This window comes from Chitinophaga niabensis, assembly GCF_039545795.1.
Classification (GTDB): Bacteria; Bacteroidota; Bacteroidia; order Chitinophagales; family Chitinophagaceae; genus Chitinophaga; species Chitinophaga niabensis_B.
In genome coordinates this window covers 3879585-3896499 of record NZ_CP154260.1, presented here as the reverse complement: position 1 = coordinate 3896499, position 16915 = coordinate 3879585, and the positions used below count along the sequence as shown (strand labels likewise).

General features: G+C 45.2%; 9 protein-coding genes. 4 read left to right on the top strand and 5 right to left on the bottom strand.

Annotation, left to right across the window (positions count from 1 at the left end; all coding sequences use genetic code 11):
- Nucleotides 1-74 precede the first annotated feature (74 nt).
- The 3 genes from AAHN97_RS15290 to AAHN97_RS15280 are packed head-to-tail and all read left to right on the top strand — an operon-like array spanning nucleotide 75 to nucleotide 5341.
- Nucleotides 75-1637 carry a hypothetical protein gene (locus tag AAHN97_RS15290; RefSeq protein WP_343302911.1) on the top strand — a complete coding sequence of 521 codons (1563 nt, stop codon included), beginning with the start codon at nucleotides 75-77 and terminating at the stop codon, nucleotides 1635-1637.
- Nucleotides 1634-2632, top strand: a complete 999-nt coding sequence (locus AAHN97_RS15285; RefSeq protein ID WP_343302910.1) for a glycosyltransferase family 2 protein — start codon at nucleotides 1634-1636, stop codon at nucleotides 2630-2632. Before AAHN97_RS15290 ends, AAHN97_RS15285 begins: the two co-directional genes overlap by 4 nt.
- 60 nt (nucleotides 2633-2692) lie before the next feature.
- Nucleotides 2693-5341: a glycoside hydrolase family 78 protein gene (locus AAHN97_RS15280; RefSeq protein WP_343302909.1), complete on the top strand. Its 2649-nt coding sequence runs from the start codon at nucleotides 2693-2695 to the stop codon at nucleotides 5339-5341.
- Between the two features lie 46 nt (nucleotides 5342-5387).
- Here AAHN97_RS15280 and AAHN97_RS15275 read toward each other — a convergent pair whose 3' ends face one another.
- The 4 genes from AAHN97_RS15275 to AAHN97_RS15260 are packed head-to-tail and all read right to left on the bottom strand — an operon-like array spanning nucleotide 5388 to nucleotide 12734.
- Nucleotides 5388-6344 carry a DUF4973 domain-containing protein gene (locus tag AAHN97_RS15275; protein WP_343302908.1) on the bottom strand — a complete coding sequence of 319 codons (957 nt, stop codon included), beginning with the start codon at nucleotides 6342-6344 and terminating at the stop codon, nucleotides 5388-5390.
- A 13-nt stretch (nucleotides 6345-6357) separates the two neighbouring features.
- Complete coding sequence (locus AAHN97_RS15270) at nucleotides 6358-8346, bottom strand: RagB/SusD family nutrient uptake outer membrane protein (RefSeq protein ID WP_343302907.1); 1989 nt, start codon at nucleotides 8344-8346, stop codon at nucleotides 6358-6360.
- Nucleotides 8347-8354: 8 nt separating this feature from the next.
- On the bottom strand, nucleotides 8355-11417 hold the full coding sequence (locus tag AAHN97_RS15265) for a SusC/RagA family TonB-linked outer membrane protein (protein WP_343302906.1): 3063 nt from the start codon (nucleotides 11415-11417) through the stop codon (nucleotides 8355-8357).
- A 15-nt stretch (nucleotides 11418-11432) separates the two neighbouring features.
- Complete coding sequence (locus tag AAHN97_RS15260) at nucleotides 11433-12734, bottom strand: IPT/TIG domain-containing protein (protein WP_343302905.1); 1302 nt, start codon at nucleotides 12732-12734, stop codon at nucleotides 11433-11435.
- A gap of 299 nt (nucleotides 12735-13033) precedes the next feature.
- Between AAHN97_RS15260 and AAHN97_RS15255 the strand changes: the two genes are divergently transcribed.
- Nucleotides 13034-16123 (top strand): ligand-binding sensor domain-containing protein, encoded by a 3090-nt coding sequence (locus AAHN97_RS15255; protein WP_343302904.1) that lies wholly within the window; start codon nucleotides 13034-13036, stop codon nucleotides 16121-16123.
- Here the strand turns inward: AAHN97_RS15255 and AAHN97_RS15250 are convergent.
- Nucleotides 16105-16908, bottom strand: coding sequence for a response regulator (locus tag AAHN97_RS15250; protein WP_343302903.1), 804 nt, complete (start codon nucleotides 16906-16908; stop codon nucleotides 16105-16107). The genes AAHN97_RS15255 and AAHN97_RS15250 overlap by 19 nt on opposite strands.
- Nucleotides 16909-16915 lie beyond the last annotated feature (7 nt).

Here is a 16915-nt window from a genome sequence, read left to right as displayed (position 1 = left end):
TGGATCGCAACCTTTTTTTATTCCCGCATAAGGGTAAAAGGCCGGAAGCGTGTTATTAGCATAACGGAGTAATTATGCTATTTAAGACAGCGATTGTAAAAACAGACAGAAAGGTTACCTATGGCCAGCTAACCAATACCCAACTGCTCGCAGTGACTTTTGTGCTGGCAGCTGTCTCTTACATATGGGCCGGGATATCTGATGGATTTTACCAGGGGGAAGAAGGGGCCCAATACATTAATATGCTCGATTTCTGGACGAACTGGAAAGTGATCCTGGGGAATTGGGCTAAAACCGGCTGGAAGCTGGTATATGTAGTGCCTGCCTTGCTTGGCCAGCCCGCAGTGCTTGCACTGAATTGCCTCTTATCTGCATTCACCGGTTTCTTTGTATATAAGGTTTGTGTACTGAAGGAAGTGAAACTGCCTGTGGTGGGGATCGTTATGCTTTTTTCACAGGTACTCTGGTTTCAGCTAAGCCACAGGACCTACTCTGAAATACTCACCGCTTTCCTGTTAATATTATCTGTCTATTTTTATTACAGGGATAAGTTCATCATCACAGCTCTTTTGTTCTCTTATATATTGGTCATCCGGCAGGAGTTCTATCCGCTGGCGTTCATTTTTGGTGTATTCCTGCTCTGGAAAAGAAAGTTCCTTCCGGCCGTATTGCTGGCAATATTCCCGGTACTGTATAACCTGGCCGGTTATTTTGCAACAAACGATATCTTATTTCTCTGGAACAATTCAAAGAAACTGGCAGATTTCACAAAAGACGCTTATCCCCGCCAGGGATTTGATCATTACTTCAGAGTATCTCCTGCCATCTTCGGCATCATTCCCCTGGCTGGTTTTATTGCTTATATCGCACTGTTCCTTTTTAGAAAGATCAAACCGGATTACCTGTTATTGGCCTGTGCAGGCATCTATTTTTTGACCCATTGTATATTGAACTGGCAATCTGTGGTCATTGGCGCTTCTACGGGTGGTAACTGGCGATACATGATCATCCTGTCGCCCATCATTGCAGTACTGGCAGCGGTAGCTTTTGATAAGGTGGTGACACTGGAGAAAAAATGGTTCCTGCTGGTGCTATTGGTACCCTGGTTCTTTTTAGTATTAAAATATGCCAGTTTTCATCACGACTGGGTGGTATACAATCACCAGGCACCTAACCGCGCTGTGATGATCTACAGCCTGCTGGCAGTTCTTTTACTGGTCATGCCCGTACATGCTAAAACGGCCTATTATGCATTGTTGATCATCGCAGGCGGGTTTATGCTGAAAATGATCAGGCCTATTAAACTGGTGGGCGAAAATGTTGCCATGAAGGAAGTATATCAGTGGTCAAAAGATAATAAGATAGATGAGCACAGGCATATCCTTTGTTCCTTGCCACTGTATAATTATTTCTATGATAAGCGGAACGATCAGTTCGCCAAAGGGAAGGAAGACCTGAATGAAACTACGCTTAAAAATGCACCGGTAGGGAGCTATGTTTTCTGGGACACACATTATGCCACCAAATATGGGAACGTGCCAAAAGAAGCGTTTACAACAGATAAATATAAGCTGATCAAAACATGGACGGATGTTGAACGTTCCATTGCGATTGCACTGGTTGAAAAAATAAAATGATGACGAAACTGGCTATTATTATTCCCTGTTATAACGAGGCAGAAGTACTGCCGGAAACGTCTTTTTGTATAGGCCAGCTCCTTGTTCAGCTGATCAGCAGGAAGATGATCTCAGTGGATAGCTATGTGTTATTTGTTGACGATGGGAGTAAGGACCGCACCTGGAGCATGATTGAAAAACTTCATCAGGAAAATGCCGCTTTCAGGGGTTTAAAGTTATCCCGCAATTTCGGGCATCAGAATGCCCTGCTGGCCGGATTATCACATGCAGACGATGCGCATGTGCTGATCTCTGTGGACGCAGATCTGCAGGATGACCTTTCTGCTATAGAAAAGATGCTGCTGGCATATGAGCGGGGATTTGAAGTGGTATATGGCGTAAGAGAAGACCGTAGCACGGATTCCTGGTTCAAACGGGCAACCGCATTGGGGTTTTATAAATTGCTCTCTATGATGGGCACAGAATCCGTTTACAATCATGCGGATTACCGCTTGCTGAGCCAAAAAGCCTTTGCGGCCTTCCGGGATTTTAAAGAAGTGAACCTGTATCTGCGGGGGATGATCCCTATGATCGGGTTTAAACAAACCGCGGTTTATTATAAAAGAGATATACGTAAAGCAGGCACCAGCAAATATCCCCTTACCAAAATGCTCTCTTTTGCCTGGGATGGATTAACGAGCCTAAGCAGCAGGCCATTACGGTTTGTTACGGTGACCGGAGGGGTGGTTTTCCTGCTGAGCATCGGCATGAGCATTTACGCACTGATCTCTTATCTCTCTGATGCAACCATCCATGGATGGGCATCTACCGTGCTGCCAATGTATTTTCTGGGTGGTATTCAATTGTTTTGCATTGGACTGATAGGGGAATATGTGGGGAAGATCTACCGCGAGGTGAAACAGCGGCCGCGCTTTATTATTGAGGAACATCTGAAAGGAGATACATTTGAGGCAGTTGAACATATCGCTTCAAAGATTTCCACCCTGGCAGGATAGTTCATGACACTTATCTGAAAATTACTGCTGATATTAGTATATCATACTAATACAGCTTATATGAACAGCCTTTCCACGAAAATTCTACTTTTAGCATTATTCCTTATGCCGGGGCTTTCCGGCCTGGCCCAGAAGATCAGCGTCAGTGATCTTACTGTGGAACATCTTGAAAACCCCTTGTCCGTGGATGCAGCTGCGCCCAGGTTAAGCTGGAAGATAACATCACCGCTTAAGAATACCCTGCAAACTGCCTATGAGATCAGGGTAGGCACAGATAAAAATGGCCTGACCGCAGGAAAAGGGATTGTGTGGAAAGGTAACGGCAAAACAAGCCAATCAGTGCTTATTCCCTATGAAGGCCCTGCATTGCAATCTAAAACACGTTATTTCTGGCAGGTAAGGGTCACTGATAACCAGGGTAATACTTCTCCCTGGAGCAGTGTGCAATTCTGGCAAACCGGTCTGAAGCCGGGAGATTGGACGGCTCAGTGGATCGCGGTCAGTGAAAAGGATACTTTGGCAAAGAGCCCCTTGTTCAGAAAAGAGTTTCCCGTAACAAAGAAAATAAGATCAGCCCTCGCATATATTACCGCCAAAGGTTTGTACGAAGCCAGTATTAATGGCCAGCGCATGGGCGATAGTTACCTTACACCGGGCTGGACGAGTTATCGCAACCACCTTCAATACCAGGTGTACGATGTAACGGCATCCCTGAAGAATGGTACTAACGCTATAGGCGTAACGTTGGGAGACGGATGGTACAAAGGGAGGATCGGTTTTGGTGACCAACGCAGGTTTTACGGAGATACCAGGGCTTTGCTGATGCAACTGGAGATCGAATATACAGATGGAACAAAAGAATCCATCAACACGGATCAAAGCTGGAAAACTGCCTACGGGCCGATCCAGGCAGCAGATATTTACGATGGGGAAACCTACGATGCCAGAGAAGAAAAGGCCGGCTGGAGCACAGCAGGATATAATGCTGCATGGGCGAATGTGCGCATACTCGAAAAAGGCACTGAGCAATTAGTTGGCATGAGTGGCCCGACCGTTAAAAAACACGAAACGTTTAAAGCCTTAAAAGTATTTAAAACACCCAAGGGTGAAATTGTAGCAGACTTCGGGCAAAACCTCGTAGGATGGGCTGTACTCAAAGCAAAAGGCCCTGCCGGCACCCGGATCAGTCTGAGCCATGCGGAAGTGCTGGATAAAGAAGGTAATTTTTATACAGTAAACTTAAGATCTGCAAAAGCACAGGCTAATTATATCCTCAAAGGAAATGAAGAACAGACGTTCGAACCGCATTTTACATTTTTCGGTTTCAGGTATGTGAAAGTAGAAGGTTATCCCGGTGAACTGAAACCAGAGGACCTCTCAGCGGTAGCCCTTTATTCAGATATGACCACTACCGGAAAGTTCACTACATCCAACACCCTGCTCAACCAGTTGCAGCATAATATACAATGGGGGCAAAAAGGAAACTTTGTGGACGTGCCCACCGACTGTCCGCAACGTGATGAACGCCTTGGCTGGACGGGCGATGCGCAGGCTTTTGCAAACACTGCCGCATATAATATGAATGTAGCCGGTTTCTTTACCAAATGGTTGAAGGATGTACAGGCAGACCAGCAGCCCAATGGCCTGGTCCCACACGTGATCCCCAATGTACTCGGGCAAAAGGATGGCGCTTCTGCAGGATGGGCAGACGTGGCTACCATTATTCCCTGGGACATGTATGTAGCCTATGGTGATAAACGTTTGCTGGAAGTACAATATGAAAGCATGAAAAAATGGGTGGGCTTCATTAGTACTGCTGCAAAGAATAATCTCTGGAACACGGGCTTCCATTTTGGCGACTGGTTGTTCTACCGCCCTGATGATGATAATGATGGCAGAGCTGCAGTGACGGACAAGTATCTGATCGCGCAGGCTTTTTATGCACACTCCACGCAATTATTGATCAATGCCGCACAGGTATTGGGAAAACAGGAGGATGTTGAGAAATACACCACTTTACTCAAAGAGATCAAAAAGGCCTTTATAAGAGAATATATGACGGAGACGGGCCGCCTGGTATCCAGTACACAAACGGCGTATGTATTAGCCCTGCAGTTCGACATGTTGCCGGAAGCGTTGAGGGCTTCATCCGCAGAGCGGCTGGTTAATAATATCAAAAGTTACGGTAATCACCTGACCACCGGTTTCCTTGGAACGCCTTATTTATGCCATGTACTTACCCGTTTTGGTTATACGAATGTAGCCTACGATCTGCTGATGCAGGAAAGTTATCCTTCCTGGTTATATCCTGTGAAAATGGGTGCTACCACTATATGGGAACGTTGGGATGGGATCAAACCGGACGGGAGCTTCCAGACACCTGGTATGAACTCATATAACCACTACGCGTATGGTGCCATCGGCGACTGGATGTACCGTCATATGGCTGGGATCAATTCAGATCCTTCTGCTCCGGGGTATAAAAGGATCTATATCAGTCCCAAGCCGGGTGGTGGTATAACCAATGTTTCAGGCGAACTGAATACACCCTATGGTATAGTGAGTTCTTCCTGGAAGATAGAAGATAAAGTGTTTAAGCTGGATGTACAGGTGCCCGCAAATACCACTGCAAAGGTAGTATTGCCTTTCGGAGGAAAGGAAACAGAAGTGGGCTCGGGGAGCCATCATTTTGAATGTAATGTGCAGTAAGTATAAAAAAACGCCGGAACATTATTTCCGGCGTTTTTATTTTATACTAGTCGGGGATCTGTACCTGCTGCTCTTCTTCAGGGATCTGAATATTCTTTATCTTTTCCAGCACCATGGATCCTGCAAACCTGTACTTTAACGGAAATGCCGGATTGGTGATATCATCATAATGATATTCCAGGTATACAGTGGTATATGTTTTCTCCAGGTATGGCTGTACCTCATCCATTCGTTTGCTGATGGTGTAGGTACCTTTTTGCTGCGCGAAATTGATGGCCGGATTGCCGGAGGTTAATGTAACCGTGCTATCCTGATTGAATCTTGCACTGATCTTATAACCAGCCCTGTCTATTGCTTCTTCTTCTGTTACACCTGCATAAAAGAATACGGAGTTTTCATTTACCACCCATGTATTCCTGTAAGGTGTGGTCAGCGCCGTCTGACCGTTCTCACTTCTTGTTCTGTCCCAAACAGCGCCGGCAACAGAGTATCTTCCGGAGAAGTTATTGAATGGTATGATACTGATCAGTGCCTTTTTATAATGCTTCAGTACAGAAGGCGAATACCTGGAAGTGGCAACGATCTCTAAGGGTAAGATGTATTTATTAACAAGGTCTATTCCATCCAGTTTCAGGTCGATTGTAAGATGCCCGGTGTTTGAACCCTTTGGAATAGTAGCCGTGAGCGTTTTAAAGCTATAGAACTCAGCGGGGAATTCTTTGAAATACAGGTCCTGCCGCAGGCGGAACCTGTCAAAGTTCAGGTTCTCCAACGTATCCTTATCCAGGGCAACGGTAACATTTACATCCATATTATTGTCCGTGGAGCCGCTTAATACGAGTGGGATCTTAAGCGGAATATTACCTCCCTGTTCCTTGTATTTCACATATACTTGCACAACACCATTTTTGCCAAATGCAACATACTTTGTAAAAAGTTCCTCTTCCCATTCTTTGTTACACGCGCAGAGCACGATCACCAGGAATAAATATAAATACTTCATGGTATTGTTGTTTTTAGTTGAATGTTGTCCATCCAGGGTTTTGTGTCAGTTTTCTATTCGTTCTTAACTCGCTATGTGAGATCGGCCACAGGTACATCTTTTTCACAAAGATGGTGGGCATGGAAGGGATGGCAACCGGAATATAGAACAGGTCCCGCTGATCTTCCGTCATATTCATATTACATCCCATCACTTGTGTGGATTCTTCTACGGGTGCATCTTTCCAGCGTCTCAGATCATAGTAGCGATGGCCTTCGGCAAATAGTTCGATCTGCCTTTCTCTTTTCAGGGCCTTCCTCAGGTTTTCTTTGGAAGCATAGGTGCCAGCATCAAAATCCGGAACGCCAGCCCTGATGCGTATCTGGCTGAGGTATTTGCTGATCTCCTCTGCATTTCTTGCAACGGTGATATTTCCTGTGCCCTGGTAGTTAGGAATATTGTGTGAGCCGTTTAATTCGTTCAATGCTTCTGCATAGATCAACAGCACCTCTGCATACCGGATGGCGGGTTCAATTTTTGGTACTACAAATCCACCTTCCATAAATGAGTCAAACGGGTTGTAATATTTTTTGATCCCTAATCCCGTTCTGATGTGGAAGGCAGGAGAGGAGGGTTGTTTGCCATCTGAATAGCCCCTGTAATAGAAAACCTGTTTATACCTGTCTTCCACTTTTCTGGCGCTGGTACCTTCCCACATACTACCGTTATAGGCTACAGAAGCATAAAAACGGGGCTCTCTGTTGGCGTATTGCAGGGATACTTTTGCCGGTAAAGGTTTATGGGAAGTATTATTTACAGTGAAGCCTGTTACCCGTGGGGTGAGCGGTACATTGGCCCCGTCATTCATGTAATAGATATCTGCCTGTTTCTGCGTGATGCCATGCGTATTCCATCCTTTCAATGAATAAGGTATCTGATGTAACACCATTTGAGCAACTCCTTCAGTGCTTTGTTCCGTAACGCGGGAAAAGATGATCTCGGGATTGGCGGTGTAGGCTAAAGCACCGTTAAAAAGCTGGCTGTAGGACTGAAAAGGGTCAATGTCTTTCCATCCCAGAGGGAAAGCCTTTTCTGAATAAAGGGCATTAAAAGGCGGGATAATTGTTCTGGGTTGTGTGGCACTCTGATCCTGGGCATTAAAAGGGGCAGTGAACAGTTTGTAAACATTCATATCTATCACATCTTTTGCGGCGGCAGCAGCTTTTGCCCATTTTACTTCATCATATGTTTGGGTGATCAGCTTACGGCCGGTATTGTCCACCAGGTCTGCCAGTTCTGTATTGCCATTAAAAAGCGGGCTTGCTCCATAGAGATATACTTTTGCACGTGCAGCAAGTGCTGCGCCTCTTGTTGGCCGCGCAGCCTCTCTATTGGTATGTTGCAGCGGAAGGTCTTTCGCGGCTATTGCCAGTTCCTTTGTAATGAAATCTACGCATTCATCATAGGAGTTCCTGGCTTGTGCTAAATTCTGATACTCTGTGGTGTAATCGATCCCTTCATCTGCAACAAGCGGTATAGGACCATATTTCCTTAACAGCAGCCAGTAATAGTAAGCTCTCAGAAAACGGGCCTCTGCTTTCTTTTGCAGGATCTCTTCCGGTGTCATCTCCCGGTTCTTATCGATATTATGTATGAAGATGGAAGCTTTGCGGATACCCTGGTAGCAGGATGACCAGGATGCCTGGTCCCATGTTTCATCGTACTCCCCGTTTTTGTACCTGCGGTATTTATCATCCCTGTCTCCAAAGAACATATCATCGGATATGAAATTGAAGGGTGTAAATCCTTTACTGGCAACATCCGCATTTTCATTGCGCAGGTGGGAGTAGGTGCTGGCCAGCCATTGGTCTGAGTAGTCTTTATTCGTAAACAGCGTATCTGTGTTCAGCCGGTCTTTAAAAAAGTGGTCCATGTCCAGGTACTTCTTACAGGAGCTCAGGAACAGGACTCCTGCAAATGCACAGAGGAACAGGGTCCGTTTATTCACTATAATTTTGTTCATAACATGCATTAAAAGTTGATAACAAGTCCGCCCGTAACGGTTTTGGCTAAAGGATAATTCATGCCGTTCCCACTGGCCAGTTCAGGGTCCCAGAGTTTCAGGTGATCCCATACCATGAGATTCTGTCCCATGAGATAAAACCGGGCACTATTGATATGTGCCCACCTGGTGATCCGCTGCGGCAGGGTATAACCCAGTTCAATATTTTTTAAGCGCAGATAAGCACCATTGCGTAACCAGTAAGTGGATGCACGGTAGTTATTGGCGTTACCACCATAACTGAGCCTGGGATATTTTGCATTGGGATTTTCTGTGGCAGGATCGCCGGAGATCTCTTTTTCAATCCACCTGTTACCTGGTACAGCCACATCCGTGAGGATATTACCCCAGGCCCCTTCTACAAAAGGATATACGCTGGGGCCATCAATGAAGTAAGATGATTTTCCCGCTCCCTGGAAATGAACATTCACATCTATACCACGCCACCTCAACGACATGCCTACTCCATAGATCAGGCTGGGGACCCTGGCTGCACCGATAGGAACAATATCATCATCGTTGATGAGCCCGTCTCCGTTTACATCCTTGTACTTCACATCTCCGGGCTGGTAAGCGCCATACATTTGCTTCGGACTGTTCTTAATATCTTCATAATCCCTGAATAAGCCCTGCGCGATCAAACCTCTTGCCTGGTTCAGCCTGAAGCCCTGGGTCATTCTGTAAGGCAGGTTATTAGCTTCTTCATCAAAAGCGATCACCCTGTTCTTAAAGTAGGTGATATTACCTCTCATGGTGATGTCAATGGCGCTGACCTTTTTGTTCACGTTGAACTGCGCATCAAAACCCTGGTTTTCCATCACCCCCACATTAGCCCATGGTTGGCTGACAATACCTACCATAGCTGGGAGATGTGATCTTTGCTTATAGATCCGCTCTCTCTTTTCTTTAAACAGATCAATAGTGATGGTGAATAAATTGTTCAGTAAGTTCATTTCAATGCCCAGATCCTGTTTGCGGGCTACCTCCCAGGTCAGTTGCTCGGAGGCTACCTGTGAGTAATACAGCCCGGTGTAAGGATTAGGACTGATGCTTTCGCCAAAGTTGTAACCATCTCCGGTACCTATGGTACTCAGGTAAGAAAAGCGGCCGCCGAAATTGTCGTTGCCCACTTCTCCGTAGGAATAACGAATCTTGAGGAAGTCCAGCCAGTCGTAGTTGTCTTTAAAGAATTTTTCTTCTGATATATTCCAGGCAGCAGAAACAGCGGGGAAGAAACCGAATTGATGACCAGGTTTAAAATTCTCCGAGCCCGTATAACCGAAGTTAAATTCAACGAGGTAACGGTTATCATAACCATACATCAAACGTCCGGATACGGACTGGTTCCTGCGGGGAATACCATTTACGATATCTGTTCCCAGGTTCACTGTTTGCCTTTGTTCCCGCTGGAAGTATTTGGCCAGCCCTTCCACCCGGTGCTTTTGAAATGCACGGCTATACCTCAGTTCCAGTTCGTACACTGAAACCCGCTCGCCAGCCGCACTGGTTTCCTGGAACATCAATGATTCGGGAGAGATGCGGTGCATGATGAGGTTACCATTCCTATCCCTTCTTTTTTCTACATTGTATTGTTCCGGCCATTTTTTTCTGCTGATGTTGTTTTCATTATTAGCGTCAAATGCAAGGCGGGCGGTGGCTCTCAATCCTTTGGTGATAAAATCCAGGTTCTGGTCTATCACAAAGTTGGTTTCTGCTTTGTTCCGCCAGTATTCTCTGTAACCGGTCTGTGTGGCCAATACCCATGGATTGGTTTTATTGCCGGTGCCATAAGCCGGCACAAGGCCGTTGGAATAAGCTTTTGGGATGGATACGGGAGACTGGCCCACGAGGGAATACCAGATATCGTCTTTCAATCCCGGATAGTTTTTCTTTTCGAGAAAACCTGCTACGCCAATCCGGAACAAAGTGGTTTTGGTAACATCCAGGTCAAGGTTGATCCTGTAGTTCCACCTGGAAAGATTGGCATTGGTCTTATATTCCCTTAAGGAAGCGTCTGATTTATACAAACCTCCTTCGTCAATATAACTACCGGAAACATAAAACCTGGCGATGGTAGCACCACCATTGATATTCAGTGATGTTCTGTTGATGTTTGCACCGCTTTTCAGCATTTCATCCTGCCAGTTCACGTTGGGATACAGATCCGGGTCAAGTCCAAGACGCAGGATCTCCAGTTCATTGGCCGTGTACATCGGTTCCTGGTTCCTTGTTATTTTGGCTTCATTGACTAAAGCGGCGTAAGCATTCCCATCTACAAATTTGGGTGTACGGGTACGGGTGCTATAGGTATGTTCCACCTTTCCGTCAATATTTATTTTACCCGTTTTCCCTTTTTTTGTGGTGATCAGTATTACGCCGTTTGCACCTCTGGAACCATAAATGGCGGTGGCGGAAGCGTCTTTTAATACAGAGAACGATTCTATGTCCTCAATATTTATTTCGTTAAAGGGACGTTCGAAGCCATCTACCATTACCATGGCCGCACTGTTGGCGCCGAAGGTGGAGATACCCCTTATCCAGAATTCGGATTGGTTACTGCCCGGCTCGCCGTTCCGCTGCATGGCAATTACACCTGCCACATTACCTGCCAGGGCATTGGTAATATTGGCCCCTGCCGTTCGCAGGTCCTTTGGGTTTACGGTTGTGATGGCCCCGGTAACCGTCACCTTTTTCTGAGGTCCGGCGGCAGTGATCACTACCTGTTCCAGGGCATTGGTATTGGCGGATTTCAGGACTACATTCACTACCCGGTTTTCCCGTATAGCTACCTCTGTGGTAACATATCCTACAAAGGAGAATATCAGTGTTTGAAAAGGGTCTACAGTGATCTTGTATCTTCCTTTCTCGTCCGTCATGGTGCCCAACCCCACTCTGTCTTTCACCACAACATTGGCGAAGGGCAAAGGAAGATTATTCGTATCGCTTACGATACCGGTGACTTCTACTGTTTGTTGTGATAATACCCTGGTTGAAATAGCAATGAAGATCAGGGATAAGTAAAAAATTCTCATTAGAAGACAATTAATTTATTCAACGGAGATTGTTCTGATCCTGCGGTTCTTTTGGTCTGCCACATAAAAAGTAGCGGCAGCCTCATCATAGGCGATGCCCTGAGGCCTGTCGAACTGCGCCTTTCGCAAGGGGCCATCTGCATATCCGTATTCACGGGGTCTGCCGGCAAAAGTGCTCACCACACCTTCGGGTGTTATTTTCCGGATGCAGTGATTCATCACATCCGCCAGGTAGAAGTTATTGTTCTTATCAAAGGTGCCCTGCTGTGGATGATCAAAACGGGCATCTGCTCCAACGCCATCGCGGTGAGCATGCTGCCCTCTGCCTCCGGCAAAATGCACAGGGGCATCCAGCATGCCGGTTTCCCTGTTGTACTTGGTTCTCAGTACATAACTTTGGTTCACTACAACGATGTAGGCAAAATCGCCGCTGGGTGCAAACTGGATATTAAACTCCCAGTTCACATCATCTACCCGGTACATTAACCTGGAAGATTTTGTGGTACGGTCCCATTTAAACATCTCACCTTTTGCATAGGAGTTGAAAAAGAAATCCCCGGTTTTAGGATTGGCATCTCCTCCGTTTGTGGTTTGTGAAAAGATGAGTGAGTTCCATCTCGTAAAGCCGGTTTCAGGTGTGAGGATGGCTGTGCTCAATCCCCGTTCATCCCATTGGTCGTTGGTCACATAAAGAGTGTCAAAAGTAGGGTTAAAGGCCAGTGTTCTGGGCCTGTCCAGCCCGTTCCCGGTCCTGAACAGGGTTTTTACCGTGGTACGTGCAGAATCGATGAATCTTAATCCCCTGTGTTCTTCCAGCAGGTAAAGGTTCTTATGCTGATCAAAAGTAAGCCAGTAAGGTTCTTCAAACTGTGCTTTCTTAATATCACCATCCACTATCGCGGTTTTTCCGTCTTTGTCTGTAAAGCCGGCCAGTGTGCCTACCACAGGATTAAAAAGATAATTGAAGTTAGTGGTTGAGGTAACCTCTTTCATGGCAGCATCTGCACCAACTTTTACCTTTACGGGTCCCTCGCCTGCCTGGGAGGGGATCAGTACAAAAATGGTGTTGTTCTTCACACCCACAACCGGTGCGGGAACATCATTGATAAATACTTTTACAATAGCGGCATCGCTGCCAAAGTTCTCACCATAAATGATCATCTGCGTACCTACTCCTCCGCTGTCAGGTGTGAACCTTTGCAGTGTCAGTGGTTTGGAAGGATCATATTTGGGAATGGTATCAGACTGTTTGTTCTTGGAACAGGCAGATAATAACAGGGCGCCGCAGACGGCAATGGGAATGCTTCTCCGAAGCATCTTCAGGATTTTAATCATAACGTATCGTGCTTTTAATTACTCAAAGCATTTTTTGGTCTTTGAAATGTTACAGCAATTTTGGACGTGGATAAGGTGGATTTTGGTCGAGATCCGGCATCTTCACAGGTATTCAGCCAGCACCGGATATTTAAAAGTAAATGTACAGGTTGCCGGAATGTGCATGCGGCTATTTCGAATCAAAAAAGATTTATATTGTATCATTCTTTCCCGCAGTATGAAAAACTGACAATCCTGTCTTAATTTAAATTATTGATAATCAGTACCTGCTTTTCCACCTTATGCAAAAACGTTTCATTTGCACCCTCATCATATTGTTTCTGCTAGCTGAAAGCAGTGCACAGCCCATTTATTTCAGGCATTACGAGGTGGAGAACGGGCTGTCCAATAATTCAGTGATCACCTCTTTGCAGGACAAGGATGGCTTTATGTGGTTTGGTACGGGGGATGGGTTAAACAGGTTTAATGGCTATAGTTTCAAGATCTTCAGGATAGGGGAGGACAAGTCCAACAACCCGATCTTTCACTTGTACCAGGATGCTGCGGGAACATTATGGGTAGCCACACTTAAAGGCCTGTTCTATTTTAATCCGGAAACCGGGGCGTTTACAAAACTCGCGCGTACAAAAGGGCAGCTGGTAAGGGTCATTCACGGGGATGCGCATAACAATATCTGGTTTGTTGAAGGCACGGTATTGTACAGGTATAATATCAAAACGGAACATATTGAGGCTTATGGCCAGTCGTCCCTGCAAAACATCACAACCCTGTATAAATCGGCGAACGGTACCCTGTGGCTGGGTTGTGCTAATGGCGTGCTGGCCAGGTATGATATAGAACACAATAACTTCGTTTATTACACCTCTGATAAAGTGGTCCGCACGGCTAATACAATTGAAACAATATCTGAAGACAAAGAGAATGAATCGCTGCTGATCGGCACTTCACAAACAGGGTTGCTCAAATTCAGTATCCGGGATCAGCAGTGGAAGCCAATAGTACTGTCACCCGCAAAGAATGCAAGCCTGTTTGTAAGAAGCCTGCTCAAGGTGAATGATACTGCTTATTGGGTTGGTACAGAATCAGGACTGTACATTCTAAATAGCCGGACCAACAGTATACAGCATATCTGCAAAGTTCCGCATGATCAATATTCCCTGACGGACAATGCCATTTATTCGATCTGTAAAGACAAAGAAGGAGGGATCTGGGTCGGTACCTTTTTTGGCGGTATAAACTATTATGCTCATCATACCATCGCCTTCGAAAAGTTCTTTCCTACATCCGCTTCAAATTCCATAGAAGGGAATGTGGTACGGGAAATGGTACAGGATAAATATGGGAAGATCTGGGTGGGGTCTGAAGATAAGGGAGTGGCCGCATTTGATCCTGGGAAAAGGAGCTTTGTTAATTATAGCCATCCGGGCAATATACATGGGCTTTTAGCCGATGATGATCAGCTGTATATCGGCACTTTCAAAGACGGGTTGTATGTGCTTGATCTGAAGACAAATAAGATCGTACAGCATTATGCGGCATATACTAACAACGGCTTAAACAGCAACTATATCAATATTTTATATAAAACCGCAGCGGGTGCCATCATTGTATGTACCTCCAATGGCGTGTACAGTTTTGATAAAGCAAACGGACAGTTCTACCATTTGCAGGGGCTGGTAAGGGATGAATTTTATTCTGCTATTACCCAGGATAGCAAAGGGCGCATCTGGCTGGGTACGCATGGCAACGGTATTTATTATATTGATTCAAGTCAAAAGGCGCGAAAACTATCTGTGCAGGTAAACGGGTATTATCCGTTTGATGACAACAAGATCCTGGACTTCCTGGAGGACACCGCACATCATCTCTGGATCTGTACAGAATCCGGTCTTTTCAGAATGGACCTCAGTAATCATTCTGTTAAAGTTTACAATACACAGTCTGGTATGCCCAGTAATATTGTTTACAGTACAGTGCAGGATGATCGCAGTAATATCTGGGCTTCCACATCCATGGGGCTGGCGCATATAGATCTGAAAACAGGGCAGATAAAAACATTCAAACAAAGCGATGGATTGTTAAGTGACCAGTTCAATCACCGCTCCTCCTTTAAGGATAAGGAAGGAAAGATCTATTTTGGCTGCCTCAAAGGCCTTGTGAGATTTAACCCGCGTGAGCTTACTACTGCTGACTATACACCGCCTATCTATCTCACACAGCTGGAGGTGTTCAATAAAGAAGCTACTGTTAATTCCCGGCACCTGTTCTACGATTATCCTTTCCTGCATGAAAAGAATATCCGGCTGCCTTATAATAATTCAACTTTCAGTCTTGATTTTGTAGCGCTTAGTTTCACGGCACCGGATAACATCAGGTACGCTTACATGTTAGACGGAATTGACGAGAACTGGAACTTTACGGAGAAAAACAAAACCATTCATTTTAATAATCTATCACCCGGCAACTATACTATTAAAGTGAAATCCACTAATAGCAGTGGCATATGGGCATCCAACGAAACGGCTTTTAAGATAAATATCACACCTCCGTTCTGGAAAACCGGTGTGGCTTATTTCATTTATACTTTGGTCATTATTGCCATGATCTATTTTGCCACGAAATATTATAGCAACCGTTATAAAGAAAAACAGCTGCGCCTGATGGAGATCTTTACATTGAATAAAGAGAAGGAACTCTACCAGGCGAAAATTGATTTCTTTACCAAAGTAGCACATGAAATAAAAACACCGCTTACGCTGATAAAAATGCCGATGAGTAAGATCCTTAAAAACGTGGAATCTATCCCCGGTATGAAACATGAGGTAATGGTGATGAATAAGAACACAGACCGGTTACTGACCTTAACGAATCAATTACTGGATTTCAGAATGGTAGAATCGGGGAATTACTTTTTACACCTGGATGCCAGGAATATTGTTCCTGTTATTGAAGAGGTGTATAGTAGTTTTCAGCCAGCTATCAATAAGAAAAAGCATACCTGGGAATTGATCATCAAAGATCCTGTGCTCATTTGTAATATTGATGAGGATGGGGTGATGAAAATTGTGAGTAACCTGGTAGATAATGCCATTAAGTATTGTAATTCCCGGATTTCATTGACCATTCTGTTAGAAGGGGGGCATGCGGTACTGCGTGTAATGAACGATGGGGACATTATCCCGGAAGAGGAAAGGGAAAGTATTTTTGAGCCTTTTTACAGGTCTGGTAATACCATGGCTGCAGGAACCGGCATTGGATTATCCCTGGCAAAATCCATTGCATTGCTGCATAACAGTAGCCTGGAATATAGTGTGGAAGGGGGGCTTAATACTTTTACGCTGGTAATGCCGCTTTACAGGGAGGACTTTTGATAAGCTTTATCAATATATTCTGAGGGAGACATTTTGAAATACTTGTAAAAATTCCTCCTGAACTGCCCTGCGGAATTATAACCCGCTTCTTCCGCCAGTTCATTTACCCTATGGTTGCCGGAATGGATGAGGTCAGCTGCCTTCTTTAAACGGGTGAGGTTGATGATATCGTGGGGGGACAGATCGGATATAGATTTTATCTTCCGGTAAAGCGTGGGTTTACTCATGTTCATGAGTACGCTCAGCCGCTCTACATCCAGTTGTGTTTCATCCAGGTGTGTAAGGATGGTGTTCACCAGCCGCTCCAGGAATGCTTCATCCATTTGCGTGTGTGCAATACTGTTGATATGTACATGCGGCAGTTGGGCATAACATTGTTTCAGCTTTAACCTGCTGGCCAGCAGATTTTCTATCTGGGCATATAAATGATCTAAGGAAAAAGGTTTTTCTATATAGGCATCGGCTCCTGCTTTTAATCCCTGTATCCGGGCCTGCAAGGTGTTTTTTGCTGTTAGCAGAATAACGGGTATATGGCTGAGTTCTAAGGTAAGTTTGATCTTCTCACATAATCCGAAGCCGTCCAGCTTAGGCATCATCACATCACTGACCACTAACTGGATCATCTCATGTTGCAGGATAGAAAAAGCCTTATCGCCATCTTTGGCGGTAAAGATCTGATAACTCTTTTCCATGTCGTGGGACAGGTATTCGAGAATATCATCGTTATCATCAACGATGAGGATGCCGGGTTTGGCATTCTTGAGAATTTGGCTGATCCCTTCCATGGATACA